Genomic DNA, 25,959 nt, shown 5'->3' with positions numbered 1-25,959 from the left:
TGCTGCCTGCTTGGTTCAGGGTACCTGTCAGGTTGACGATGCGGCGATAACCGTTGATCCACCATGCATCTGAATTGTCGTCTTTGATGACGCCTTGGCTGTTGTAGGTGCGGATGACGGAAAGATCATTGCCACGGCTGGCGAGGAAACCGTCTTTGTCTTGCAGGACGAGGTTGCCAGTGGCGATATTGACGATGCTTTGTTCACCGGTCTTGCCCTGGCTGGCGGAACCAAGATTGCCGCGCTGTCCCAGGTTGGAGGAAGATGTTAAATTCAGACCTGTGCTATTTCCGCTGACGATTGCTACCATGAATTCATCCTTTTATGTTCTGACTTATTGTTTGCTTTACGCCGCTGGCTTGTGCACACGCGTCGTTTCTTGAAGCAATAGTCCAAACATTTGGGAATTTGTTTAGGTGAAATCGAAAATAAATTTAAAATCCATTTTTAATTCTTAAAATTAGCTAAACGCATATTGATCGTTAATTAAAAATAGAAAATACAATGAATAATATTCAGCATCAAGTTCAAAGAAAAGCAAGGCAACAACGCATCACAAGTATTGTTAATTAAATAATTAGTAATATTTAGACAATCAATCATGGGGTAAATCAAGGCAAGGTGTATGGCGAAAGCGGTGCCAGTTAAGACTGGATTAAGGGTGGGGCGAGTAAGGAATTTGTTGCGTCGCTTCGCTCCTCAAAAACACTTGACTTGCAAAAAACGATACGAAATGAATACGAGTAGGAGTCTGAATGCTGTCATTGCTGGCTTGGATTCTTGCGCCATGGGAACTATTGTGCGAGACGAGCAAGTTTGAGTGCAAATCAGTGGCGGGTTTGAGATGCAAATTGTTGGCATTTTTCCATTGAAAATCTCCGGCTGTTTTGATGAAAACACTCACCAATCGAAATCGTTTTCGAATTTCGTCATTCAATGCACCATTTTGATTGAAATGACCTTTAGCCCATTCGTGTGTATCGTAGTTCTGATTAATGAAGCTCTCCTGTTATGTGACGAAGACCTGTATGGATCAAGACTTCTCCCATTGGCGTGCCAACAAGAGTGGCCAAGCAGACCTTCCGCTTAACCGAAAATTCCTATGCAACCCACAAAAGCTGCAAAATTCCTAATGAATTAAACAAAATTTGGTTCAACCACGAACGCTTCTTATTGATTTTCAATAAGACAAATTAACATTCCATTGCTAGTAAAGAGAATCGACATCCTCCGCTTTGCTGGCGGAGCTTAGCAAGTAGATTGTTTAATGATTAAATATATTCAAAATCGTTGATTTCAAAATCTGACTTTTATCAAAAAAATTTTGACGAATAGATTGTTGCCAGTATGCAGACCCAAGGGAGGTATTTTGCCCCCCCCCCACACATGGTGGGTAATCAAAAACATTTCCCTGTGACGGTAACTCTACTTAGCGTTCAACGAGTTCGTTGGCAAATTTATGAAGCGCCTTACGATGCTTTTCCGGGAACTGGTGATAAAGCAATATCAAATTAGCTAAACGGTCATCCGCACAGTAAAAGTAAACGGCAGGTACATTAAGTACCACTGAAAGCTTGGAGACAAAATTGGGGGAAGGCATGTACATGCCGCTTTCATATCGGCTAATTCGAGCACTACTTGAAGACTCTTCCAAACCAGCAAGTATGCCAAGCTGATATTGCGGAATTCCAGCCTGTGTCCGGACCTGCCTAAGTCGGCGTCCAAATACAGATTTTTCAAGAGTCTGGGTTGATGACATTCTTCGATATTCGTAGAATCTCCTACAAACATCTCTACGAAAAACGTAGAATATGGCGATTTTTGACCAACCAATGCCTTCAAATGGCTAAGGATGATATGAACGACCGAAAGAAACCCGACATGACAGACAATAATTTTGGATTGACCTCTACGATAGCTGCGCTAGAGCAGGTAACAGCCATGGCTAAGGAAGTGCTATCAAATGTATTAGTTGCGCAGCAGCGTCAACAACTGACTATTGATAGTCACAACGAGGGAGAAGGTATGGATATGGTGGCACCGGAACTTGCTTCAGCACTTATTGAGACTAGCGAGTCAAACAGCATGAGTGAATTTACAAACACAGAACCCCAGCTTGCCCCTTGGGACTTGGTTGAAAAAAATGCGCGTACCAAAGGTTTGAATTTCCCTATGGATGCCGAACTGTACGCCAAAATGCATTGGATAACAGAAAACGTACCCAAAATGTCGTTTCAAAAAATCGTCAAAATAGCCACCGAGGAATATGTAGACAGACTTATAGTCGATCTTTACCGGCCTTAATTTACGCACATGTTAGATTGGTAGAAATGCTATTTAGGTCCGAATTTTTTTACAATTTACCCGAGTTTACTGTTTCGATACCTAACGTAGGTATCAAAAAACCTAGCGAATACAATGCTTTGCATGGGAATGGTGTAAATTTTGGTGTAAAAATAGGCTTTCACTGTTTGCTAACAGCAGCTACCAGGTTGTTGTAGGACATTTTAGCTTGATCGTGAAATATCAACTGACAACATGATCTACGTTTAGTACACCCTCTACAACCGTCTCGCGGTACTGGTGTATGGGTAAAGCCGGAGCGGACGCGCCATTCAGAAACTGGCAGCGCATCTTTGAAGTGCCGAAGCAAGCCATCATGGCGCTCCTCAACGAACTGTCACAGCACTAGGACAGCTCTGCCAACCGCGTCACGCTGGCAGAATTTCGTAAGGAAGCGGAGCATGCAAAACACTAACTAGTGTCGTTCTGAATGCAGTCACCACATTTGGCAAGATAAGTTAATAAAGTAGGCAAGCAACAATTCCAATACGCCCGAGATCTCATTGAAGACACATCGAGAAGAAGCCGAACCCAAACTAGCATCCGCCCTTGGTTACTTCGTCCAAGTAAAGGGTATTACCGAGACAATATTTGCTGTAAAAATTGTGACTCAATCTGACAGGATGTGTCACATCGTGAATGCCGTAATTGTGCCGTAAGTACCCATTGCTATTCACTCAATCGGCATCACACTATTGTTCCTTGGCGTCGCATTTTCGTGAAATAAGTCACCTAGGTATTGCGCCAACTCTTCGGAAGGAATTGAGTTGGGGACTATAAATTCAGCAGGGCGACGCTTACCCTCTGCCCCGATGATAAATGTTTTCCACCCGGTGTCCGTGGCCAGAACAGAGACAAACATACCAAAAACATTAAATCGATAATCCGACATAAAACACCATATTGTTGATTTGAGTGATCCTTGCCGATTTGTCACAAAAATTTCCGCGGCGATAGTTGCTTTGTGTCTTGTATGACCGGCTGCAATTTGCCGAATCCAGCCATAAATCAATCTCAAGTGGTGATCCAATCTGACAGATGCTGGCCGGTCGAGTCTAGCTTTCTACATATTAGCCTACCGTGTCGCCCTTGAAACCCTTTACAAAGCGCGAGGCACAACCAACGCACCAGGTTTCGTACTGTAACTCGCATCATCCGGTCATTAGGTAGAGGCTTCCGTCTCATTGCGCGATCCTTTTGATATTGATCTCTAGTTCAGTATCAGATGTAAAAAAAACCGATCTAAGTCGGTTCATTTGATAAGAAGTCAAAGACAAGACTATCTGCACAGCTCTTTAACGGTTATTCCATTCCGCTCTCATCCGAACTTGGTATTCAAGGCCATCGCCATTCTGTCCCGCCAACATACCGAAAACATCGTGAGCCTTGCTTTCCTCAATGAATTTACTAATTGCCTCAAGCACTAATTTTTCGCGAGGCACACCATTGCGAGCCTCGCTAATTTTCGCAAGTTCAGCGTTTACTTCATCAGAGATATTAATCAACACTTTCACGCAACTCTCCTATGATGCAAAAAATATACACAACCGTCGATCGATTCAACGATCTGACAATTTCAAACTTACTAAATTTTAGAACCTTACCGCGCGCGTGCGTAAAGCAATTGACGGTCGAACCGACCATCCAGCAAGATAAATTCAATGCCAACGGGAACAACGTCAATCCTTGCATAGTTGCATCCTGTTCCTACCTTGTTACAAGGAGGGAAATCAACATATAAATATGCTTTTTAACTTCAATCATATATTAATACACTATAAATATATATATATTACTCTTTACCTTGTCACCTTGTTCCCTACCCCATTCTCCCTAAAAGTTGATATTGAAAAGTGTTGAGCTGAATTCAGTCGGAATTTTGAAGTAAAAAATTCTCAATCGATGATATCTGCAGCAGACCTATGGAAATTTGATTAAACCTGAACCAACCAGTCAAAAATCGATTTCTTTTTAACTCTTGTTGCTACTGCTATTTCTGCTATTCCCGCTATTCCTAAAATTGAGCAGACATCAAGCTAACAGAATCGCAGAATTAGCAAAAATAGCAGTGCTGTAAAGAAGCGCGAAAATGCGTTTTTACGCTGATCCAGGCGCGACTTGAAGAGTGGGAGTCAATTCAAAATAGGTTGTTTCAGGTCTTTGAAAGTAACAATGGATTGATTTGATACACCTTTTTTTTGCCATCGACTGACCTGATCCTATGTGCCGCCTCCAAAATAGCTAAAGCTGCATCCATAGTGGCCTTTTGGCGCAATGAACTTGGTCCAAATTGGGCGATTTTTTGGGTAGAAATATCTGTCTTAATTTCTTGAGTGCACTTGTTTAATATCCAACTATCCAACTTCGCAGCATTTTTTTGCTCCGAGGTTAAGGTAACGCCGTCAAGAAAACGAGAGGACTCGCTTAAATGCCACTTCGCTATGCGCGCAGCGCCAAGCATATGCTCTTGTGAAATCGGACCTGTTGCGCCTTCCAAAACGTGAAAAAGTGCCGCCAAGCGAACTGCGTTATCTGCAGTCTTGCTAGCCACATCCCGGACTGATGAGAAATCTCCGTCAGGTGCAAGCTTTTCTTCAATCTCGTCGTGAAAGTTAACCCATGATTCTTTTGCAAAAGGTGACAATGTAAGAAGGGTTGGTTGAAGTTCACCATCAACCATTGGTTGAGGCATCTCTAAAATGTCGGCAATTCGCTTGTGAAATAGAGTCAGGCTACGCCAGTACTTAGGTGCCTCGGTAAAAAATCGGCTGCCTTGTGTGGAGGTTGGCCATGCAATCAAAAACCGCGCTAAAAATCCAGTACCACGCGCCAAGGAGCCTGATGACTCTAGGAATGTGGACAGTGTCGGCTCTTGTACCTGTATTGCAGCTGTAAGTCGTACACCTCTTGCGCTGTAAGATTCACTAGTGCGCCTATCAACCCTGATACCCTTGCCATCCCAAAGCTCATTATAGTTTGCCATGGTACGCATCTGGCTATCCTTACCCATCGCGTGGCCACCAAAAATAGTGCCCCCTTCTGACGACAATACTCCTGCTGAGGGCCAATCATTGGCAAGTGCGTGCGTCAATTTTTCAATGGTCACATCGCTATAGACTAACCTGACAATTTGAGGTGGAACAGGGCGCTCGGTCTCTAGAAGTTGAAGGTCACTCTCGGATTTATTTGTGTCCTTAGAACTTTTTACGCCTAGAGAGATGCGATCCAAGAGTCCTTTCTTCTTTGCCTCCCAGGCAGCATGTGATGCTTTAAATTCCACTACTTTTGGCTTTGATTCTGCCAGCGCACGAGCCTCAAAATTACGGACAGATTCTGAAAAGAAGTTATCCAGCGTTGTTTTCCGCTCGCCAGAATCTGCAATAACCATAATGAATAAGCCAATGGGACCAGTAAGCAATTCTGCTCGTTGAACGTCATACAGAGATTGTGCCGATAACGACAACGCTGCCAAGGCCGAGCAAACAACCATAGGCATCGGTGTTTTCGTGAACTGCTGAACTTCCTGCGCGGCATCCTGAATTAGGGCGGGTAGTGCATCAAATGGATAAGGATCACCAAGTTCACTCGACTGTAGCGATATCGGTGGCAGCCACCCTGCATTTTTCTGCACTGAGGTTGTAGGTTGAAGCAAAATGGAACTAAGATCAACCTTCTTCGCACGCTCCTCATTAGCCAGGTAATGCAGAGTCTTGATTGTTATACCACCGTCCTGTTTAATTGTGTTCCAAGTGTAGCGCACGTCATCCGGGAAATACTTTTCTGGACAAGATTGACTCCATTTATCCGCCAATTGAAACATTTCTTCAGAATCGCTACGGTCTTTCAATGCCATTAATACTGAACGCCACACAGAACGATCTATCGCGGGTATTTGCGATAAATCATTCTGGTAAATATTAATTTCTTCTGGGGTTAAATTTTTAGCTACTACTTGGTGTGAGCTATCTGTAGAAACTTCACATTTGCCAAATTTCTCAGTAACCCAGCTTGGTAAATCCGCTATGGGAGCATAATCAAAAAGATCGCTAGATGCTTCAGTCTCATAGCAACGACCACTTCTATGCACAGACTTAGGGCCAATTACATACCCACCTGGTCCCTTAATGTCGATATTTGAATCTGCACCCAGTTTAGCTCTAAATTTTTGACCTATTTTGGTCAAATAATATCGATGAACACCATTACCCCCGCTAAGCACAGTAGCCGTATCGGGTAGTTTGCCATGAAGCGCCTCAAGAGCATCAAGCGCGTCTAAGCCACCCTCTTTATAACTATCAATATCGATAACGACCAGAGCTTTTCCTGCATGATTGAACTCCCTACCGGTCACAATACCGTAATTGCATCCCTTCTTGTAATCAAACCACATGTTGATGAGCTTAGGGTCGAGCGTAGCCTCAGGTGAGCCTTTCCCCCACGGATGTTTTCCGATCAAATTCTCTTGGCCTTTATGTTGATCGCCACAAGTGCAGGAGCCATCACCTTTAACTCCATGTATCGCAATCACAGGCAATCCAAGGCTGGCGCACTGAAGAGCGGCAGCACGAATCGCGTCTGCTTGCCCACCACCAAGACATGAAGGTGAAGTAACCATTACTCCCCCTCTCCATTGAGCAGCGCTTTGATATCGCGCACATCCCAAGCCAGGCGACCATGCACGCGACGAGGACGAATAGGTCCATTCTCCAAGCATGCCCATGCTCTTAAAGTTTGTGGTTTTCGGCTTAAGTAAAATGCCGCGGCAGCGGTATTGACTGTAGAACGTGTTTCAGATTCCAGCGGTGCAAACATTACTGTCTTAATCATTACGTATCATCTCTGTTGGTTAGTGATGATACGTATTCTTTAACAGAATCTTTTTTTCTCCGATAGTAGCGCTGCTTAGCGCATCGTAGCGCTGCCTGGCACAGGTTAGCGCGTTCCTAGCGCGTGCGCGCTAGCTAGTCATTTACCTTGTCGCTGCTTAGCACTTCGAAACATCCGGTCTCTTAGGTTCCTATTGGTAAAGAACTTTACTTCGTCCCCCGCCCGGTACTTAATAGCATTGTCGACCGTTTCAACCAAACACCCGTGCCCGCGGTCCGCAAGTTTTACCAATTCAGCAAAAACACTATCCGGATTTTCGGGATCGATTGCAGTTAATCTCGCTTGAGCAATTTCTGTATTTAATGGAGACATTCGAGTCTTCGTACGATGAGTCGTATTTTTCAGGCTGGCAGAACTTTTCTCCCGCTCAAGGATATTGACTACCTCTTCATCTTGCCAAACCACGCCCTCGCTGATCAACAGGTCAATAAACGTGTGTTTGGGCACCGAAACCATATCTATGGTTACCTTTATAGGAAACTCAAAATATTCAATTTCAGATTCGCCCATCCAAGGATCGTCATTATCAATAGAGCTCTCAAAAGATCCTGGTCGCATCCAAATACCGGATTGATTGGTAATCACACTTTTCGATTTCGCAATTTCGACACGCTTAGTTTTTACGAAATCCCATGATACATATTCGCTATCACCGGCTGAAAATGCCGGAAATCTAGTCGTCGTTTCACCTGTCAGCATCAATTGTTTTATTTGAAAAGGGCATAACAGTGCGGGCCGCCATCCGCGAGTAACCGCAAATTCAGAATGACCGCCATAACTACGAGTAACTACTCTTGAAGTTTGAGGTGAACTCGCTTCCAATGGTAAAGCTAAACTCATGGCAGCGTCCAATAAGTCATCTGGAGTTTTCCACGCTTTCCCCGTATAGGTGCTAAGCAATTCTAGGGCTTCAGGAACTTTTGTGTAGGTCTTTATTCTTGGAAGAATCATTTTTGACATGATTATCCTGATCACGGTATGAACGCTCCGGCAAGATAATCACTCGGTAAAAAAGTCGAAACTATAGTAGAAATTTCTATTTTTGTCATTGCAGCCATATTGAATAAATGCCCCTCCCACATTTGTGGATAAATGGGAGTTATCTGTTTTCTAGGACTTAACTAATTAGCAATCCTCTAAGGCAAAGTCAATTTGCGCTTGTGCAAGCATCCATTCTTCAATTTTGACGTGCCACATCCGAAGCAGATCCAGTGGTCGACGTATGTAGTTCTGCTCACGCACTCCCTGAGGAGCATGACCTTGGACTTGTGCGGCAATCCCTGCAGGCGTCTCTGTCCACTCACTTAAAGTCGCGAAACTGCGGCGCAATCCGTGGAGGGTGACAAACAATCCCGCCGATTTGCACGCCTTTCTATGTGCAATACTTGGATCGGTAATATGGCCTGATTCTGCCGTTGGGCTACTAAATACCCATTCACTTCTACGAGGTAGCCCCTTAAGGAGATTCGATACATATGGAGTAAGCGGCACCATTCTGAAATCCTCAACCTTGTCGCTCAGCTTTATGCTCTTCCACTGAAAGTCGACATCTGTCCATTTCAACACTGCGAGTTCTTCACGCCGTGCACCGGTTAACAAAAGCGCCTGTAAATACACACTGATAACCCTATTTTCTATCTTTTGGACTTCAGAAAACCAAGACTTTAATTGCTCGCGTTGCAATACGTCATGCTTAACTTTCGGTTTTCCCAGGCTTTCTCTAGCCTTTCGACTTTGAGCTGAATTTGAAATTATGACAGGACCGTACTGCGGATGTGCGGCACACCAAAAAAGACATGCCTTCAGAAGACGTAGCGCCAACCTAGCACTTGTTGCCCTTACATTGGCTTCTTGCTTGGCCCAAGTATCAATGCGTTCCACAGTCAAATCCACGAGGCGAAACTGTCCGAGTGAAGCCAAAGGCCCTGGTCTCGTCAATTCTTTACTTCGTTTGCGAACTTCCCCACCAGCGTGCATTACGCGCAAATGATCACGAAGATGTAACTCTGACCATTGCTGCTTTCGGTCCTGAACATATTTTGGCCAAACTTCTCCCAACGTGATTGACTCACGAATTTCACGAGCTTTCTTGTTTTCTTCTTCTGCCTCTTTGGCTGCTCGTTGTGCTTGTTCTGCAGCTTTGGCAGCTTCCTTCAGGTGGCGCGGATCTTGGCCATTATCGACAATCACTTTCAGCCTTCTAGCCTCACTTTGTGCCGCAGATATTTCCCATATTTTTGGATCACCAATGGTGATGCGCATCGCTTCACCGTCCAATTTAGCTTGAAAAATATATGCTTTTGCACCGCTGGCCGTTACCCGAAGCCCAAGGCCTGGTGCAGTACTGTCCCACGAAAAGGACTGCTTTTTGCCAGGTTCACAAGTAAATGCATCAACGCGACCAGAAGTAAATTTTATTTTTGCCATTAATTGAAAGTCCTTAAATCAGATCCATGTAACCGCCATGTAACCCGAATTAGAGCATATCAATCAGAGTTAATCAACACTCCAAACAACACGAAAACACATAACCAATTGATTTTAAATGGCTTTCTTCAATTTAAGAATGTTAATCAACAGCAATAAATATAGTTTTTCTAGGATTGAAAATCCTTGTGTCGGTGGTTCGATTCCGCCCCGGGCCACCAAGGAATATGTAGTTAAAAAAAGGGCTTACAGCGATGTAAGCCCTTTTTTCGTTGTTGAATCCGTTCTACAAAATTAAGCTCGTTCTACAATTCTTCCTTTCAGGTCATCAATTTCGATACATGCCTGAAGTGTTTCTAGCCTTTCAGCAACAATGAATCGCTCAGAAAGGCGCAACATTTTCCAGTTAAAATTATTCACTACGTCCGCACTCCATATCGCACCATGTGTAATGGAAATCATCGTATCTGAATTTAATGGATCAGGCAGAGGCAACAGGTTGGAAAAATCCGCGCGATCTCTAACGCCCGAATGCCGCATTAACAATACATAGCGACTACTAAGCGGAAAAAATACCATTGTTCCAGCAAGTCCAATTCCTGCTTCAGCCGGAGGTGGGATCTCAGGATTATATAGTGACAGTGGGCTGTCAGAAGTGATGAAAGCGGCGTCGTTTTCAGCTTCAATAACCTCCCATTCCATGGTTTCAAACCACGGATAAAACTCACCCATTGCCATTTTCACATACTCAAAACGAACCGAATTATTCATGTTTAGAGAGAATTTCCCCTCTCGGACTTCGGACATAATATCTTGAGGCCCTAATCGCATAATCATATCCTTGATGAGTTCCTTTGCCATTTCTACTTGGCGCGGCACACGGATTCGCTGGAATTCAAGATACAAAACAAGAATACAAGTATCCTCTTCCGTCAGTAAAGTTGGACTTTGAATTAGTCGGTCAAGTGAATTTTTTGCCCCTGGCTCTAACCACTGACCTAACGTTATTTCCAGAATATTCGGATCAGTGCCGGCTGGCGCCCAGTCCTGTCGATAAAACTTGTTGACGGCCATAATTGCCTTTGGCAAAGTTTTAGTGAATATGCCAGACTGGCGATCAAAACAATGTAATTGGCCATTATGATCGGTGAATCTTTTTAAATATGTCACAGGCACAAAATGGTGTTTCTTAGGAGGAGTAGTTCCCTTTTTTTTAGACATAGCCATCTAAGACTCCGGAAAATTGAGCGTAACCTAAACAGCATACGTCCATTCAACGATAGGTCACAATTTATTTCGTTGCAACGGCCGCACTACCTCGCCACGCCTTTCCCGAGTATATATCTCAGTAGTGCTTCGATTTTTATGTCCAAGTAGGCTTTGTGCGTGCGCTAAATCTTCTGTATCTGTGGCTGCTTTAGCTCTAAGGTCTCTAAATTGAAAATTCACGCCAGATTGCTCCCTGGCTTTATCAAACCTAGAGCGCATTGCTGAATAGGTCAGGCACTGCCCGTCTGGGTCTTGCAGGAGTGCTTTGTTCACTTTGTCACGTGGTTTGGCCATGATCTGGGCTATAACATCGGCCAGCTCACCTTCAATAGCGATTCTCAATTTTTTACCCGTCTTATTTTGTTTTATGGATAGCTTGGCCTCCTATTGCTTGCTATCCCGAGGACGCATCGCTCTTGGCAACGCCTCCCACCGTAAGGGTAAAAATTACGCTTCGTGACGAGTCTGGTACCACGTTAGTATTTGAGCGAAAACTAGAGAACGGGAGCTTCATCGGAAAAAATTTATAAATGCAGTTAGCGACTTTACCGTCGAGGGATCCGGCCCGTCTGAACGAGCGCAAGGTTAGAACTCACTCTACTTTTCCACAAGTTGCACACGGCTTTGTAAATTGCGCGTAATGACCTGACGTTCAACTTCGGATACAAGCGGAGACCCTTTCTTTACGATGATCCTCATCATTGCACCAGTGTTCTGGGTGGTCGCTTCAATTGTTTGATTCAGCTCCATCGATGGTACTTGAACTTCGCCCGTCAGATCCTTTGTGAGAATAGATTGCCCCACAATGGGTGCGCGAATATCACGATGACCTTGCGGCGTGCGGTCACACGCGGAAAAAGAAAGAAGCAAGATCGAGACGACTATAAACTTGAAGAACGAGTTCATGTGAGTTCTAATGCTGAGCTGATCGGAACTACGCGCTAGGCAATATGACGAAGAGCCGATGATTGAAAAAATGCTGAACGAAAAATTGCCAACAGGTGCGGTTTCCGCGTCGAGCGTCGTGTTAGAGAGCATGCTTACCCACCCCATAAAATAATTGCCGCCTTATTTCTGCCGGCCGCCTCATTGAAGAATTGGTACATCGGCTCAAACAGCCATGAATCTGCATCGCAACCGACCTCCTTAAGTAGGCTCTCGAAGAAGGATTTGCCGTTCTTCCTGATTTCTCCCGCAATTGACTTAACCAGATCAGCGCCGAGAAAGACAACGCTAGGATCGTCGAACTCGTCAGTCTCGGCTCTAAGTTCACCAGTAAAGAGTCTCGCCAGAGGTCCGGAGGCTTCCTTCAGAGCCAGCTCCCATGCCGGAAGAGATTCCTCTGCCTTGCACGATTGACTGTTTTCAATATGCAGCTCACCTAGGACGTCATACCACTCGCCCTTGCTCATGCAGTCGGTCAGAAGATCACGCGCGCTGTCTTCAACCTCGTAAAAAAATCCGAAGCTCATTGGTGCACTCTAACGTTAAAGTGAGGAGCGCCGCGCGGCTTCATCGCTCGGCGTCTCTTCGTAAGCGGTCATTTCCGTCCAATATTACCCCGCCGATCCAGGTCATACAAGTCTGAGCGGAGTGGATTCTCAGCAAACAACTGTTTCCAGACGCGTGGCGTAAGCTGATGCACCAGCGAAGCAGGATGTTGACTGATGCGCTGCAAAACATCCACAAAGTAGTCGTAAGGATTGATAGGGTCAATCCCCTCGTAGACTGTACGCCAGAAGTACGACATGTAACCTATACCTACTGGCAAGCTATATTTCCTGCATGCTGGCGGGGTATATAAACTTTTTTGGTTCTTGGGATGATGAACTCCCAGAATAATATTCTAATTGCAATAATTTCGGAATGACACCAAAAATAAAATAATCGTTGGCAACACGAAATCACAGATAACGAGACGCATCCATACGATCATGCAGGATGCGGATAATCGCAATGCCATATGACGTAATACGAAAATAAATCACGTGCCGCTCAACAGTCTGGCGACGATAACCTGGCCGTATGTGGTCACATGCAGGAGCCAGTTTCGGCGACTGTGCCAATTCATCAAAGGCCGATGTCATAATGTCAGTGTAGCGATCGGCTTGCTCCACACTCCACTTGAGTGCCGTATAAGACCAGATAGACTCAAGGTCATTCTCTGCAGCAGGTACGAGGCGGTACTCAGCTATGCTTACTCAACATTCTTTGCTTAAACGCGCTGGTATCAAAAGCACGGGGTTCCCCACTGGATTCTCCTTCAATCAGAGCAGCACGGATAGCCTCTACCTCGACGCTACGTTCTTGTTCACGGCGGATAAGGTCACGGATGTATTCACTGTCGTTTGTGTATTGCCCAGCGTCTATTTGAGCTTTAATCCAGCTGTCTTGCTTGTCAGTCAATGTGATGGTCTTGCGCACGGTTCCCATGGTGTTATCTCCAAGAATGGTTCAATAGTGCGACAAAAATCACACTATTGGTGCATTATCGCGCACATTGGTGCTGGATACCAGTCTTTGATTTGAGAATTTAGAGATAATTCCAATATCAAAATTATATGTATCCGTGCTGCGAAATAATGCCGGATCACCTTCACCTATTCCTATATATGCTGGATTAATAAGCAACTTGAAAAACGAAAAAGCCCCACGCTGGCAAAGGCTTTGCTGTTATCATTCACACAGCTTTTGTAGAGCAAATTTCTTGTAAGCCTTTGATTTTCCTTAAAAATGACAAAGCTTGAAAATCCTTGTGTCGGTGGTTCGATTCCGCCCCGGGCCACCAAGGAATATGTAGTAAAAAGAAGGACTTACAGCGATGTAAGTCCTTTTTACATTGGTCTTTCAGTTCTACAAATTTTGGTATAGTTCTACAATTCTTATACGTTTATTAAATAACTATCATTGAGAAAGAGGACTATGGCTTGTGAATTGAAAGCGTTAAAAGAACTTGCGCCAGTCATTTCAGCGTTCGCAGCATCAATATCTGATCCAAGTCATCATCGACGCCAACCCTTCAGGTTGGCTTTTTTGTTTGCCCGAGGATGACATGCCTCAAAGTCCCCAACTATTACGACGCTTGCTGCGAGCAAAAGACCGGATGGATGGGGCTGCCCATGAGGACTGGCCTATCCACAAGCTGGCTGAAGTGAGCGCAGTATCGGCGGCGCACTTCGCGCGTGAATTCAAGAAGGCTTTTGGCCTGCCTCCCCATCGCTACCTGCTCACACGCCGTATCGAGCGTGCCAAAACCCTGTTGCGCGATACTGATATGCCTGTGACGGATATCGCCCTCCAGACTGGCTGGGCCAGTCTTGGTACCTTTGGCCGTATCTTTCGTGACATTACTGGCGAAAGCCCGGGAGAACTGCGGGCGCGTGAACGCTCAGTTCCGCATGCGGGGGCACATATTCCCGAGTGTGTACTGCGTGGTGTAGAACGCCCCGACCTCAATACAGCAGTTTTGGAGAAGCGGCGTATAGAAGCCGCTGGCAAACTGGAGCCTCAATCAAATCAGGAGGATATATGACTCAAGGCGTTAATGTTGCAGGTCTGTATGTACACGATCAGGATGAAGCGCTGGCATTCTACGTCGGCAAGCTGGGATTCATCGTCCACACCGATGTTCGCAATGGTAATTATCGCTGGTTGACGGTCCAGCATCCGGACCAGCCGTCTTTCCAGCTAGGTTTGTTCGTACCCGGAGCACCTCTGCATGACGCGGCAACTGCGCAAACCCTGCATGAGATGGTCGCCAAAGGTGCCATGCCGGCAAACGTACTCGTGGTGGATGACTGTCGTGCCACCTACGAGCGTTTGAGCAAATGCGGCGTTGAGTTCACGCAAGAGCCAGTGGACCGCTACGGCACTGTGGATGCGGGCTTTCGCGACCCTTCTGGCAATGGCTGGAAAATGATAGAGGCAGCGTCCAAATCACAAGCGGGGAAATCATCATGAGCTGGAGCGATTGGATACGACAAAGCCATCGCTGGCTGTCCATCGTTTTTACGCTGACTGTCATCGCCAACTTCGCGGCAAGAGCAATCAGCCCGGGTGAGCCGTCGCCGTGGATCACATATGCGCCACTGCCTTCGCTGTTTCTGATGTTATTTTCAGGCCTGTATATGTTTGCATTGCCTTATACGAGCAGGTGGCGTACTAAGGCGCAAGCGTAGCCAATGCCATAAAGAATACGGGAAGGCCACACTTCACGCTTTCAATGAGTAATTGCTCTAGCATGGGAGCCTCACAGCAAGACCGCAGACTCCCTGGTTTATCTAGATGCCTATTACCTTTTTCATCGATGCACCTATCTTGCCGCCGCAATAGTCGTCACCATAATCTTCTCGCGCCTTGGCGTCGAGTTTGACCAGGGGCGGTAATGCACTGACGCGTCGCGACAGGTTTGCTGTCTTGGGTGCTGTTTTCTCCAGTAGCTTTTTGATTTTGGGAAAGTGCCCACCTAAAGTCGACCATAAAGTGGCTGTCACTATGTCTGCAATGCCAGGTTGCTCGCCACCTAATAAAAATCCACTGCTTGCCCGCAGGCCGTGGCGCTTGCCGGTTTCCTCCCATAGCGACATCCACTTTTGCAGCCGTGGAACGAATTCCATCCAGCGTTTTTCGGTCCACATCTGGCGGCCGCCATCGAGGGTGATTTCATCAATGACGTCATTGGCATCATTGACTATTTTCATGGTCATGGCGCGGAGTTCTGGGCTTGCTGGCATGAGGTTTAGCGTCTCGCCAAGATACAACACAATGGCAGGCATTTCAGCGATGGCGAATCTGGTTTTTTTGTCGATGAGCAGGGGTGGCCCCATGAAGGGCACGGGCATATTTTTAATCGGCCCACTCATGAGTTTCATGATGGATGCATCGTCGACCTCAGTCCAGGTTTTTCCGGCACATGCCAGGATAGCCCGCACAAACTGGCCACGAAAAGGTACTGACCAATAGTACAACTCATAATCAGGAACTTTTGAAATACTCATGGCGCTATCCCTTTTTCAATGACTTGCCGTGTTCATCCAGGCGACAGGAAACCCTCATCACCGTATGCCATCCTCGATAATCGTCTCTTGACTGACGAGTGCTGTTTGCCTGTCATCTTCAGTGAGTCTGGTGGTTTTCCAGCTGCCTCTGGCAAACCAGCAGATGGCAATCAGGGCGACCACGATATTCGTTACCGGAAATGACCACCATAAGCCCTGGGCATGGAGTTGCGTATGCTTGGATAATACATACGCCAGCGGAAACTGTATCATCCATTGCGACACCAGTGCGATGATCATGGCATTGAGCATGTTGCCGGAGGCACGAAAAGCTGACACGATGCAAAGCTGCACACCTATACCGCCCCAGGCCAGACACATGATGCGCAAGAAGTTTGCGGCCTCGGCAATGACGGCGGCATCATTGGGAATAAAAAAACTGACGATCAAAGGTGCCAGTGCATAAGCGATGAGGCCCACCACGCTCAGTACAGCAAAGCCTATCAAGGTCCCAAGCACAGTAATGCGCGATGCGCGTTCAATATTGCCTGCCCCGATATTTTGCCCCACCAAGGTGGATATCGCCATGGAGATGCCCATGATAGGTATCGTTATGACTTGCAGAATATTTGCACCGACACCGTAAGCGGCAATCGTGACGGTACCAAAGCTGGACACCAGGAAGGACATGACGATTAAACCCAGGCCACGCGTTGACAGTTCGACCGAACCTGGCAAACCCAGGAAGAAAGCGCGACGAATGTATGCCGGATCTGGTTTTAAAGCGCGCCAATCCAGTTGTATGCCATGTCTGCCACGCAAGAAAATGATCATGCCTATCAACGCTGCCAGCGCCTGTGTCACCAGGGTTGCATAGGCCGCGCCCATGACACCCAACGGAGGAATGATATGCCATCCATAGATGAACAAGGGGTCAAGCAAGAAGTTCAGCAGTACCGTTCCTGCGACGATATACAAGGGGATTTTGGTCTGGCCGACACCACGCATCAGTGCCTGGAACATCGCATAAATGAATACAAAAATGATGCCTATGAAAGACACGCGCATGAAACCCAGCGCGCCGTCATGAACTGCTGGCTCTACCCCCAGCAGTGTCAACAGATGCGGTGCCAGGCTATAGCCAGTCAAGCCCAGCACCACCGAGCTGATAGCGACCATGACCATGGTCTGGGCAGCAACATGGTTGACCATATCTTGCCGGCCTGCCCCCATATACTGCGCAGTCAGCGTCGCCCCTGCCATGGCAAGACCAGAGCCCAGGGCAATGACGAGGAAGGTCACAGGAAAACTGATGGAAATCGCCGCTACCGCTGCAGCACCCAATCGTCCTACCCAGAATGCATCTGTCAACTGATAACCGGTCTGTAAAATATTGCCGAGAATAATGGGCAACGTCAGTGTCGCAAGTGCTTTGGTAATGGGACCTTCCAGAAATAGCTTTTGGCGTTCCACGCGATGTCCTTTATTGGCCTTAGTGGTATTCATTATGCGGCGGCAGCAGACAGATAAGTGTGCGGCACCGAACATTTTGCTTTTGAAAGACCTGTCAACGCTCTTTACAGGCTCATATCTAAAATATGCAATGCATGCATTGCATATTCATAGTCGGAAAGATTCGTTTTGTCGCACAAAGTGCACTCATATACTGGGCCGTCTATCAATTGCACCCTAATCCACTCAATATATGAAAAAGAATCTGCTTGCCCTCGCTGTTGGCGTTTTCCTCATGGGAAATGCTGGGGCCGAAACCAAAGAAGTAGTGATCGCCTACCAGGACATGGTCGTGCCCTGGCGTTATGCGCAGGAAACACAGAACCTGGAGCAAAAGACTGGCTACAAAGTCACTTTCCGCAAGATGGCCAGTGGTGCTGACGTTATCCGGGCGCTGGCTTCTGGTTCTGTTCACATTGGCGAAGCAGGTTCGGCCCCGATAGCCTCAGGCTTGTCGCAGGGTTTGAACATACAGTTGTTCTGGATACTCGATAATATCAATGACGCCGAAGCGCTGGTGGTGCGTAATGGCAGCAACGTCAAAACCCTGGCTGATTTGAATGGCAAGCGCATTGCAGTGCCGTTTGTGTCGACCTCACATTTCCATACCTTGTTGGCACTTGAGCATGCCAAAGTGGATGCGCGTGGCGTCAAGATCATCAATTTGCGTCCACCAGAAATTGCTGCAGCATGGGAGCGTGGTGATATTGATGCAACCTTCATCTGGGACCCAGTGCTGGCCAAAGTCAAGAAGACCGGCAAGACCCTGATCTCTTCTGGCGAGATCGCCAAACAGACTGGCACTGCAACCTTCGATGGCATCGTGGTCAACAAGGATTTCGCCAAACAGAATGATGCATTCCTGACAGAGCTGGTGAAATTGCTGGCAGCTACGGATGCCGATTACCGCAACAACAAGGCTAACTGGAAAGCAGACGCAGCACAAATCAAGGCAGTCGCCAAATGGGCTGGCGCTGAGGCTACTGAAGTACCTGCCAGCCTGGCCTTGTATGAGTTCCCGACTTTGCAGCAACAGGCTTCGGCACAGTGGCTGGGTGGCGGTGCGGCTAAATCGCTGGCGGCTACTGCGGCTTTTCTGAAGACCCAGGGCACCATCCAGACAGTCTTGCCTGACTATAGTGTAGGAGTCAATGCCACATGGGTACGCAAAGCGGCAGCACAATAAACGCAACCGCTGCACACAGCGGTGGTCAGCTTGATATACGACGGCTCTCGGTGCGCTTTGCCGGTGCCGGGGCGGATGAAGCGCTGGCCTTATCCGATGTCAACCTGTCTATCGCGCCGGGCGAATTCGTCGTCGCCCTTGGGCCTTCAGGTTGCGGCAAGACGACTTTGCTGAATTGCCTGGCTGGTTTCATACAGGCGTCTGAAGGCGAACTCACGCTCAACGATGTGGCCATCACCGGCCCCAGCCCTGAAGTAGGTGTGGTGTTTCAAAAACATGCGCTGATGCCGTGGTTGAATGTGCTCGACAATGTTGCGCTGGGATTGCGCTTTCGCGGCATTGCGCTAGACCAGCGCAATGCGCTTGCGCTGGATCAATTGCGTTTGGTGGGCTTGGAGCAATTTGCTTTTGCACCAGTCTATCAATTGTCTGGCGGCATGCAACAGCGTGTGGGGATAGCCCGTGCGCTAGCCAATAATCCCCGCGTGCTATTGATGGATGAACCCATGGGCGCGCTTGATGCCCTGACACGCGAGTCCATACAAGAGCTACTGGTCAAGGTCTGGCAAGGCAGTGGCAAAACTATTTTCTTCATTACCCATAGTGTGGAAGAAGCACTTTTTCTGGGCACGCGGGTGATCGTCATGTCGCCACGGCCAGGCCGCATCGCCCAGCAATTCGAATTGCCGTTTTCTGGTGAATATCTGGCTACAGGCGATGCGCGCGCGGTCAAGTCTTCGCCTGACTTTATTGCCTGGCGCGAACGCCTGCTGCAACTTGTGCATCATCCTGTCTGAACTGCCTCTATGCCCCCATCATCCACATCCCTTGTAAGCCCTGCTACCGTTTATACAGAACCTGCAAAAATAGAACCTGCAAAACGCGAGGCAGAACCACTATTACCAGTAGCGAAGGTTTACCCGCGACCAGGGAGTGGCAAGACCCTGGGCGTGACTATCATCACCATCGCCATACTGTTGTCTGGCTGGTGGTTCATCACCGCAAGGGCCTGGGTAGCGCCCTTGTTCCTGCCTTCACCTGCGGCGGTATGGCTAGCCGCTCAACAGGCATGGAATGGCAATATACAAGGCGGGCTGCCATTGCTCCAGCATCTTGCCTGGAGCCTGGTACGCGTGTTTGGTGCATTCTTGCTTGCTGCCATCAGCGCCGTGCCGCTAGGGCTGTTGATGGGTACCAATCGTATCGTGCGTGGCATCTTTGATCCCATCCTGGAATTTTATAGACCGCTGCCGCCGCTGGCCTATCTGCCCTTGATCGTGATCTGGTTTGGCATAGATGAAACGGCCAAGATCTTGCTGATCTACCTGGCCTGCTTTGCCCCCATCGCCGTAGCTACCCGCGCTGGTGTCATCAAGGTGGCGTCAGAACAATTGCATGCGGCACTGTCCATGGGCGCAAGCCAGTGGCAATTATTGCGGCATGTGATCTTGCCTGCAGCCCTGCCCGACATTTTGACCGGCTTGAGAATAGCAATCGGCTTTGGCTGGACTACCCTGGTCGCGGCTGAAATGGTGGCAGCCACGGCTGGCGTAGGGCAGTTAGTGTTGAATGCCTCCAGCTTCTTGCGTACCGATATTGTGATCATGGGTATTATCCTCATCGGTATCGTGGCCTACCTCTTCGATCTGCTCATGCGCAGGCTGGAACACAAACTGGTGCCCTGGAAGGCGCATAGCTAAAACAGCAAGGATATATTTGGATATAAGCAGGGCTTCAAGAGTTCAGGCAGGCGTGGCACAATGCCAGCATCACTCTCAAAAGAAATGCAAGCATGAACAAAAATCCGGCACTATCCGAAAAAGAGTTGCGCGCCTTGCTCAGGGCGAATAAGCAAACCCTCAAGGCCATGACGCTGCCACAGGCTTTGCGCCTGATGGCGGCGTTTTATCAGGATGCCCGTGATTATGATGTCATTCAGGCGGAAGGTGATGGGCTGGTGGTGTATGAGGACATCACCAATCGCGGGGGTGGTACGCGTTTTGAGATAGGCATAGTGCGGCTGTTTTGCCTGCCGCATGACCAAGCTGCAACGGGGCCGCAGCCCGCCCTGCGTTTGCGTTTGTGCTACAAGCTGGACATGGGCATTGTCACTGAGCTGATGGCAGAAGATACCTGGTCTTATGATTGCTGGTCCGTGCCGGACATGGCGCGGTTGCTGGAGAGCGTAGAGAAAGAACCTGCTTACCGCTTATTGCATGACACAATACCTGCTGAAGTCAATATCAATCTGGAAGAGACAACTTATCAGCCAGCTGAAAAACACCCTCGTCCAGACGCGCAACAAAACTGGTGGGGAGTTTGGGATCAGTTTTAACTACATTGCGGCATTTAAGAATAAACGCGATCCGCTGTAGTAGCGGCTTCAGCCGCGAATGCTCAGGCTAGTCAGAGCGGCAAAAGCAGCATATCACGCATAGCCTTTGCAAATAAATGTTCGCGGCTGAAGCCGCTCCTACTTACGACAAACCAGCGATCCAGCGATTCAACTAACAGATTGCCATAAGCGCAGGGCTTCTTCTGCGATCACCTCTGGAAACTCTTCCTGGAAAAACAGCTTCCCTTGCGGAACACTGCGTATGCCACGTGATGCTGGAAAGATGCGGTCCAGGTATTTGGCATCGTCCATGGAAAAGATGGTATCACTGGCACCCCAGACTATCTTGACGGGTACCGTACTGCGTTTCAGTGCGGCTTCTATGCCAGCCAGGGGATTGGGTTCCAGTGCCAGGTGAAAAGCATGGTATTGCGCACGCCGCAAGGCAGAGCTGACCAGGGGCCTGACGTAATAATCGATGGTCTCGGCTGTCAGGCGGGCAGGCTCATGATATACGGCGGCACCAAAAGTGGCACGGGCCAGGGCAGTATCGCTGAGCCATTTTTCTGTGGTATCTGCCAGTGTACCGGCACGGGCCATGGCAATAACTGGCTGCACGTCGCTGGGCGGGCTGTCGGGCTCGACGTCACAATTACTCAGCAGCATACTGCGCACTCTGTCAGGATGGGCGATCAGGAATAACTGGGCGACAGCACCGCCACTGTCGCTGGCGATGATATCAACTTTATCTATGCCCAGATGGTCCAGCAATGCCAGCAACATGGCGCTTTGTGCATCCGCAGTCAAAGCTTGTGATTCCGTGACTTGTGTATATCCCAGGCCCATGAAATCCGGTGCCAGGCAGCGCCGGTAGGGTGACAATAAATCGATGGCCCCGCGCCACTGAAAACTGTTCAAAGGTGCGCCATGTAAAAACAGCGCCACCTCAGCTTTGCCGCGCTCAATATAGGCGATACGGCCGCAGGCCAGCGTGGCGTAACGTCGCTGTGCATGGAAGGCAGCAGCATCTGACGCTGGCTTAGTCTGTGCGCCAGCGCCATAGGCCATGGCGGATGCTGTCAGCAGGCTGCCGCTCATTTGTAAGAATCGTCTGCGTTGCATATTTAGTCTCCCGGACATGAAGTGGATTAGGCATAGCAGCGATGCTAAACGCTGCACATACCTGCTGCGCGCATAAATGGCCGGGAACAGGCACAAACGGATGATTTGTAGTATCTTTATCGTTCTGCGGATTGTTCTGACTGTTCTGACACTTGCCTGTAGCATACGATGAGCCTGCGACCCCTGTGCTATCCCGACCCCGGCGTGACCCTGCGAGAAAACCTTGTCGCTGGACAATTGCCGCTGCTGGATGTGCTGACTTCGCCAGTCCCTTCAGGTTTATTCAATTCACCGCTGGATCAGCGCCATGTACTATGCCTGCATCTGGGCAGCCCGGTAGCCGTATCTTATCGTGCCGGTAATTATGAGCGCCAGGGGCTGCGCTTGCATGGGCAGTTTTGTATGGTCCCGGCTGGTTCCAGCACACGCTGGACGCTGACCCAAAATGCCAAATCCCTGTTGCTGCGCCTGACACCCGCTTTGCTGGCGGATACGGCAAGCGCCATGGGCCTGGGGGCACACAGCATGGACCTGAACCCTGCCATTCATATCCGCGATGCGCACATCGAAAGCATAGGCTGGATGATGCAAGCCGAGGAACAGGATGATTATCCTGGCGGTCGCCTGTTTGCCGATAGCCTGGCTACTGCCCTGGCTGCCCGATTGCTGGCGCTGCAAACGCGCCGCAAGACGTATAGTGGCAAGCACCATCCTACGCTGCCAGCCTGGCGACTGCGCCAGGTGGTGGAATACATAGAAGCCCATCTGGATCAGGATCTCAGCCTGGCGGAACTGGCGGGGGTAGCTGGATTTAGCATGTCGCATTTCAAATCACTGTTCAGGCAGGCGGCGGGCATGCCAGTGCATCGTTTTGTGCTTGAGAGACGTCTGGAAAGGGCGCGCCTGCTGCTCTTAGCAGGCGGTAAAACCATGACCGAGATTGCGCTGGAAACTGGCTTCAGTCACAGCAGCCACATGGCGCGCTGCATGCAACGCGTGCTGGGCATCAAGCCTGCTCAGCTTCGTGCATGAAGAGAGCTGAGCCGCCTTGTCATCACCAGGTCATAAGTAACTTATATCGTCGCTCTTTTTTCATCAAGAGACGATCATGTTACCTACCCGCACGCCAGAATTTGTATTGGCTTCCTCTTTGCTGGTCTTATTGAGCGCCTGTGGCGGCAATAGCCTTCAAACTCTGCCTACCCTGAATGGCGACAAACCTTTGGTGGTTGCCCACCGTGGGGCATCCGGTTATTTGCCGGAAGAGACTTATGAAGCTTATGTGAAAGCCATCGATCTCGGTGCCGATGCGATAGAACCTGATTTGATTTCCACCAAGGATGGTGTCTTGATAGCACGCCATGACCCAAATCTGCTCTACAGCACAGACGTGGACAAGCATCCCGAATTTGCTTCCAGAAAAAAAACCATCAGCGTTGATGGTGAAACCCAGACAGGCTGGTTTGCCAGTGATTTCACTTTTGCAGAAATCAAGACCCTGGGTGGCATTTCCACCGATGCAGAACGCCCACAGCAATACAATGGCTTATATAAAATCGTCAGCTTCCAGGAAATCATCGATCTGGTCAAAGCCAAGACCAAAGACACTGGCCGCACGATAGCCGTCTACCCTGAAACAAAAAACCCCAGCTACCATCGCGCACTGGGCTTGCCGCTGGAAGACAAGCTTATCGACCTGATCAACAAGGCGGGCTGGAATAGTAAAGATGCGCCCATCTTTGTGCAATCATTTGAACCCGGCAGCCTGAAAGAAATGCGCAGGAAGGGTTTGAACGTCAAGATGGTGCAATTGATCGATGCTGACGACGTAGACTTGAAAACTGGTGCCTTGACCTATGCAGCACCGTATGACAGACCGTATGACTGGGCACTGTCGGGTGACAAGCGCATGTTTAGCGACATGGTGACGCCTGCTGGCCTGGCTGAAATCAAGACTTATGCAGACGGCATAGGCCCATGGAAGCGTTACATCGTCAGTATCAAGGGTACGGTAGGCGCAGACGGCAAAATCGTGGATGTGAATGGTGATGGCAAGATCAATGACACTGATGCAGTTACCCTGGCACCCACAAGCTTGATCAGTGATGCCCACAAGGCTGGCTTGCTGGTTCACCCCTATACTTTCCGCAATGAAAAGCGCAGGCTGGCAGCAAATTACAATGGTGACCCGAAGGCAGAATACCTGCAATTCTTCCGCCTGGGCATAGATGGCATGTTCTCGGACTTTGCTGATACCGCCCTGGCAGCACGTGCAGATTATTTGAAAGAAACAGGTCGCTGATCTGGCCAGTCTGGCAAAAGAGGGGCATCAGTGAAGCGCGTCTTGTTCACTGATGCCCGGCTACTGTTCGTTCTGTTCGGCATCACAGCCCTTTGGCAAGCGCACCCAGTCGTGTAATGTCATTGATCAGGAAGGCTGGTACGCAGGGGATATGCTCGGCTGGTTTTGCCGGGCAATCCATGCGATCTATCAGGTTTGCAGCTCCTCGCTTAGTCATGGCCTGGAAGGCTGAATCGGTATTCCCATAAGGCACGGTCGTATCATCGCGACCATGGAAAAATGAGATGGGCGATTGCGGTGTCCAGTCGTTGACATTGCTTTGCACGACGATGGCAGCATCATCATCGTTGAGGAAATTGTCGAGGAAAGTAGGATCGAAGTTGATATCACTACTACTACCCAGCGCAGAGGACAATAAAAGATTGCGCACATTGGCCCTGTCATTTGCCCCGAGTTTTTTCAGGAAACCAGGACTGATAAGTGCACCGACTAGAGGGTTTTGCTTGCGCACTGCATCCAGCATGGCATTCAGGGTGAGCACGACATCATACGGCCCTGCGCCAACGAAAGTACTGACGGGTAAAGCGCCCGTTTTGTTTTGCGTCAGATAGCGCAAAGTTGCCATGGTTGCGTAGGCACCTTCAGAATAACCCGTCAAGAATACCTGGCCATTGTCGGCGATGGTTTTCATTTGCCGCCAGCGTGAAGTTGCTGTCATAAAATCTGCCACGGAAAGCGCCGTAGGCGCAGCCAGCAAATAAGGATGGGGCATGCCCTTAGTCGTGCCATAACCGACATAATCAGTGGCACTGACCAGGTAGCCCATGGAGGCAAACAAGACAGCAGGCTCATCAGCAGTCGCATGATTGCTGGGTGCCTCGGCATCGGTCTTGATGGTGGCATGCTGATAAGCCAGTACCGGGCTGGCCAGACTGCCAGTCTTGCGCGGGATGACAGCAAGGCCAGAAGCAATCACGTTGCGGCCGGCGGTATCAGTGGTGGTATAGGTAATTTTATACGTGTCGACTGAGTACAGGGGCTTGACTACCGCTGTCACTTCTTTAGGCAGGGCTGCCGTGATGTCGGTAACATTAATTGTTTTGATGAAGGTGGCCACTTCAAAATGCCCCGGACCTGCAGGATTGGGCACTTCTGGCGTCACCACCACTGGCGTAGTACCGGTAGTCGACCCACCGCCGCCGCAGGCACTGAGGCCAAGGCCCAAGCCCAGACAGATAGCCAGGCTGGCAACTTTATTCAAGTTGCTCAGGTTTAATAATTCAGGTTTCATATGCATTTCCATGATTGCCAGGAAGAAGCGCGACTTGGACAATTTTACGTAAGTCCCGTTTAAAATGTTTTAGCCTCACTTCAAAGAAGTTGCTGCATTTCCAGTTAAGTTGCAGGAAAATCACCGATACGGACAGGGCAACGCCTGCCGCATCCTACTATAACGCTGCAGAGTGCAATAGGATGACAAAAAGACGCCTTAGTTCCATCCTGGTGAGGTCTATTGCAAAGACAATACATGATTTGCTATACCTTGCAGGGTGCGCCATGCGCCCCCTCTTTCAGTGCA

At 48.7% G+C, this 25,959-nt stretch carries 27 protein-coding genes and 1 pseudogene; 10 read left to right on the top strand and 18 right to left on the bottom strand.

Features of this window, described 5'->3' with window-relative positions; genetic code table 11:
- Together ACO0LF_RS09660 and ACO0LF_RS09655 are read right to left on the bottom strand one after the other, a co-directional pair.
- Positions 1-310: hypothetical protein (locus tag ACO0LF_RS09660; RefSeq protein WP_423013883.1), on the bottom strand; the 310-nt coding region annotated here is incomplete at its 3' end.
- Between the two features lie 1,119 nt (positions 311-1,429).
- Positions 1,430-1,759 carry a helix-turn-helix domain-containing protein gene (locus tag ACO0LF_RS09655; protein WP_423013882.1) on the bottom strand — a complete coding sequence of 110 codons (330 nt, stop codon included), beginning with the start codon at positions 1,757-1,759 and terminating at the stop codon, positions 1,430-1,432.
- Between ACO0LF_RS09655 and ACO0LF_RS09650 the strand changes: the two genes are divergently transcribed.
- The gene (locus tag ACO0LF_RS09650; protein ID WP_423013881.1) at positions 1,753-2,304 is read left to right on the top strand and encodes a hypothetical protein; all 552 of its coding nucleotides are present in this window, start codon (positions 1,753-1,755) and stop codon (positions 2,302-2,304) included. The two genes, ACO0LF_RS09655 and ACO0LF_RS09650, sit on opposite strands and share 7 nt — an antisense overlap.
- Positions 2,305-3,016: 712 nt before the next feature.
- Here ACO0LF_RS09650 and ACO0LF_RS09645 read toward each other — a convergent pair.
- The 12 genes and pseudogenes from ACO0LF_RS09645 to ACO0LF_RS09590 all read right to left on the bottom strand — a co-directional run bounded on the left by ACO0LF_RS09645 (position 3,017) and on the right by ACO0LF_RS09590 (position 13,359).
- Positions 3,017-3,235, bottom strand: a complete 219-nt coding sequence (locus ACO0LF_RS09645) for a DUF7661 family protein (protein ID WP_423013901.1) — start codon at positions 3,233-3,235, stop codon at positions 3,017-3,019.
- A gap of 403 nt (positions 3,236-3,638) precedes the next feature.
- Positions 3,639-3,857 carry a hypothetical protein gene (locus tag ACO0LF_RS09640; RefSeq protein ID WP_423007353.1) on the bottom strand — a complete coding sequence of 73 codons (219 nt, stop codon included), beginning with the start codon at positions 3,855-3,857 and terminating at the stop codon, positions 3,639-3,641.
- Between the two features lie 638 nt (positions 3,858-4,495).
- The gene (locus ACO0LF_RS09635) at positions 4,496-6,958 is read right to left on the bottom strand and encodes a DUF3987 domain-containing protein (RefSeq protein ID WP_423013880.1); all 2,463 of its coding nucleotides are present in this window, start codon (positions 6,956-6,958) and stop codon (positions 4,496-4,498) included.
- A 350-nt stretch (positions 6,959-7,308) separates the two neighbouring features.
- Positions 7,309-8,190, bottom strand: a complete 882-nt coding sequence (locus ACO0LF_RS09630; RefSeq protein ID WP_423007357.1) for a hypothetical protein — start codon at positions 8,188-8,190, stop codon at positions 7,309-7,311.
- Between the two features lie 165 nt (positions 8,191-8,355).
- Complete coding sequence (locus ACO0LF_RS09625) at positions 8,356-9,657, bottom strand: tyrosine-type recombinase/integrase (protein ID WP_423013879.1); 1,302 nt, start codon at positions 9,655-9,657, stop codon at positions 8,356-8,358.
- Between the two features lie 294 nt (positions 9,658-9,951).
- Positions 9,952-10,884, bottom strand: a complete 933-nt coding sequence (locus ACO0LF_RS09620) for a DUF4238 domain-containing protein (protein ID WP_423013878.1) — start codon at positions 10,882-10,884, stop codon at positions 9,952-9,954.
- A 57-nt stretch (positions 10,885-10,941) separates the two neighbouring features.
- Entirely contained in the window at positions 10,942-11,295 is a 354-nt protein-coding gene (locus tag ACO0LF_RS09615) for a tyrosine-type recombinase/integrase (RefSeq protein WP_423013900.1), read from the bottom strand.
- 228 nt (positions 11,296-11,523) lie between these two features.
- Positions 11,524-11,832 carry a hypothetical protein gene (locus ACO0LF_RS09610; RefSeq protein WP_423013877.1) on the bottom strand — a complete coding sequence of 103 codons (309 nt, stop codon included), beginning with the start codon at positions 11,830-11,832 and terminating at the stop codon, positions 11,524-11,526.
- Positions 11,833-11,966: 134 nt separating this feature from the next.
- Positions 11,967-12,398 (bottom strand): hypothetical protein, encoded by a 432-nt coding sequence (locus tag ACO0LF_RS09605; RefSeq protein WP_423013876.1) that lies wholly within the window; start codon positions 12,396-12,398, stop codon positions 11,967-11,969.
- Between the two features lie 68 nt (positions 12,399-12,466).
- A pseudogene (locus ACO0LF_RS09600) lies at positions 12,467-12,634 on the bottom strand (transposase domain-containing protein); the annotation flags it as partial.
- A 196-nt stretch (positions 12,635-12,830) separates the two neighbouring features.
- The gene (locus ACO0LF_RS09595; protein ID WP_423013899.1) at positions 12,831-13,121 is read right to left on the bottom strand and encodes a type II toxin-antitoxin system RelE/ParE family toxin; all 291 of its coding nucleotides are present in this window, start codon (positions 13,119-13,121) and stop codon (positions 12,831-12,833) included.
- Positions 13,114-13,359: a type II toxin-antitoxin system ParD family antitoxin gene (locus ACO0LF_RS09590; protein WP_423013875.1), complete on the bottom strand. Its 246-nt coding sequence runs from the start codon at positions 13,357-13,359 to the stop codon at positions 13,114-13,116. The genes ACO0LF_RS09595 and ACO0LF_RS09590 overlap by 8 nt, the downstream gene beginning before the upstream one ends.
- 619 nt (positions 13,360-13,978) lie before the next feature.
- Between ACO0LF_RS09590 and ACO0LF_RS09585 the strand changes: the two genes are divergently transcribed.
- The 3 genes from ACO0LF_RS09585 to ACO0LF_RS09575 are packed head-to-tail and all read left to right on the top strand — an operon-like array spanning position 13,979 to position 15,104.
- Positions 13,979-14,458, top strand: coding sequence for a helix-turn-helix transcriptional regulator (locus ACO0LF_RS09585; protein ID WP_423013874.1), 480 nt, complete (start codon positions 13,979-13,981; stop codon positions 14,456-14,458).
- A complete protein-coding gene (locus ACO0LF_RS09580) occupies positions 14,455-14,886 on the top strand; it encodes a VOC family protein (protein ID WP_423013873.1) in 432 nt (143 codons plus the stop codon). Before ACO0LF_RS09585 ends, ACO0LF_RS09580 begins: the two co-directional genes overlap by 4 nt.
- Complete coding sequence (locus ACO0LF_RS09575) at positions 14,883-15,104, top strand: hypothetical protein (protein ID WP_423013872.1); 222 nt, start codon at positions 14,883-14,885, stop codon at positions 15,102-15,104. The genes ACO0LF_RS09580 and ACO0LF_RS09575 overlap by 4 nt, the downstream gene beginning before the upstream one ends.
- 102 nt (positions 15,105-15,206) lie before the next feature.
- Here ACO0LF_RS09575 and ACO0LF_RS09570 read toward each other — a convergent pair whose 3' ends face one another.
- Both ACO0LF_RS09570 and ACO0LF_RS09565 read right to left on the bottom strand, forming a co-directional pair.
- The gene (locus ACO0LF_RS09570) at positions 15,207-15,923 is read right to left on the bottom strand and encodes a glutathione S-transferase (protein WP_423013871.1); all 717 of its coding nucleotides are present in this window, start codon (positions 15,921-15,923) and stop codon (positions 15,207-15,209) included.
- 57 nt (positions 15,924-15,980) lie between these two features.
- Positions 15,981-17,429: an MATE family efflux transporter gene (locus tag ACO0LF_RS09565; RefSeq protein ID WP_423013870.1), complete on the bottom strand. Its 1,449-nt coding sequence runs from the start codon at positions 17,427-17,429 to the stop codon at positions 15,981-15,983.
- A gap of 199 nt (positions 17,430-17,628) precedes the next feature.
- On the opposite strand from ACO0LF_RS09565, the gene tauA reads away from it, so the two are divergent.
- The 4 genes from tauA (at position 17,629) to ACO0LF_RS09545 (ending at position 20,956) form a co-directional block, all read left to right on the top strand.
- Positions 17,629-18,621: a taurine ABC transporter substrate-binding protein gene (tauA, locus tag ACO0LF_RS09560; protein WP_423013869.1), complete on the top strand. Its 993-nt coding sequence runs from the start codon at positions 17,629-17,631 to the stop codon at positions 18,619-18,621.
- Positions 18,594-19,418: a taurine ABC transporter ATP-binding protein gene (locus ACO0LF_RS09555; protein ID WP_423013868.1), complete on the top strand. Its 825-nt coding sequence runs from the start codon at positions 18,594-18,596 to the stop codon at positions 19,416-19,418. The genes tauA and ACO0LF_RS09555 overlap by 28 nt, the downstream gene beginning before the upstream one ends.
- Before the next feature lie 9 nt (positions 19,419-19,427).
- On the top strand, positions 19,428-20,321 hold the full coding sequence (locus tag ACO0LF_RS09550; protein ID WP_423013867.1) for an ABC transporter permease subunit: 894 nt from the start codon (positions 19,428-19,430) through the stop codon (positions 20,319-20,321).
- Between the two features lie 92 nt (positions 20,322-20,413).
- Entirely contained in the window at positions 20,414-20,956 is a 543-nt protein-coding gene (locus tag ACO0LF_RS09545; protein ID WP_423013866.1) for a hypothetical protein, read from the top strand.
- A 168-nt stretch (positions 20,957-21,124) separates the two neighbouring features.
- On the opposite strand, the gene ACO0LF_RS09540 is transcribed toward ACO0LF_RS09545, so the two are convergent.
- Positions 21,125-22,078 carry an alpha/beta fold hydrolase gene (locus ACO0LF_RS09540; RefSeq protein ID WP_423013865.1) on the bottom strand — a complete coding sequence of 318 codons (954 nt, stop codon included), beginning with the start codon at positions 22,076-22,078 and terminating at the stop codon, positions 21,125-21,127.
- 168 nt (positions 22,079-22,246) lie between these two features.
- Between ACO0LF_RS09540 and ACO0LF_RS09535 the strand changes: the two genes are divergently transcribed.
- Together ACO0LF_RS09535 and ACO0LF_RS09530 are read left to right on the top strand one after the other, a co-directional pair.
- On the top strand, positions 22,247-23,110 hold the full coding sequence (locus ACO0LF_RS09535; RefSeq protein ID WP_423013864.1) for a helix-turn-helix domain-containing protein: 864 nt from the start codon (positions 22,247-22,249) through the stop codon (positions 23,108-23,110).
- A gap of 76 nt (positions 23,111-23,186) precedes the next feature.
- Positions 23,187-24,380, top strand: coding sequence for a glycerophosphodiester phosphodiesterase (locus ACO0LF_RS09530; RefSeq protein ID WP_423013863.1), 1,194 nt, complete (start codon positions 23,187-23,189; stop codon positions 24,378-24,380).
- 82 nt (positions 24,381-24,462) lie between these two features.
- Here the strand turns inward: ACO0LF_RS09530 and ACO0LF_RS09525 are convergent, their stop codons facing one another.
- Entirely contained in the window at positions 24,463-25,671 is a 1,209-nt protein-coding gene (locus ACO0LF_RS09525) for an alpha/beta hydrolase family protein (protein ID WP_423013862.1), read from the bottom strand.
- Positions 25,672-25,959: the final 288 nt, after the last annotated feature.

Origin of the sequence: Undibacterium sp. Di27W (assembly GCF_049340345.1) — a bacterium.
Lineage (GTDB): Bacteria > Pseudomonadota > Gammaproteobacteria > Burkholderiales > Burkholderiaceae_D > Undibacterium.
Note: the sequence above shows the minus strand (reverse complement) of the source record. Positions and strands in the feature narration are given on the sequence as shown.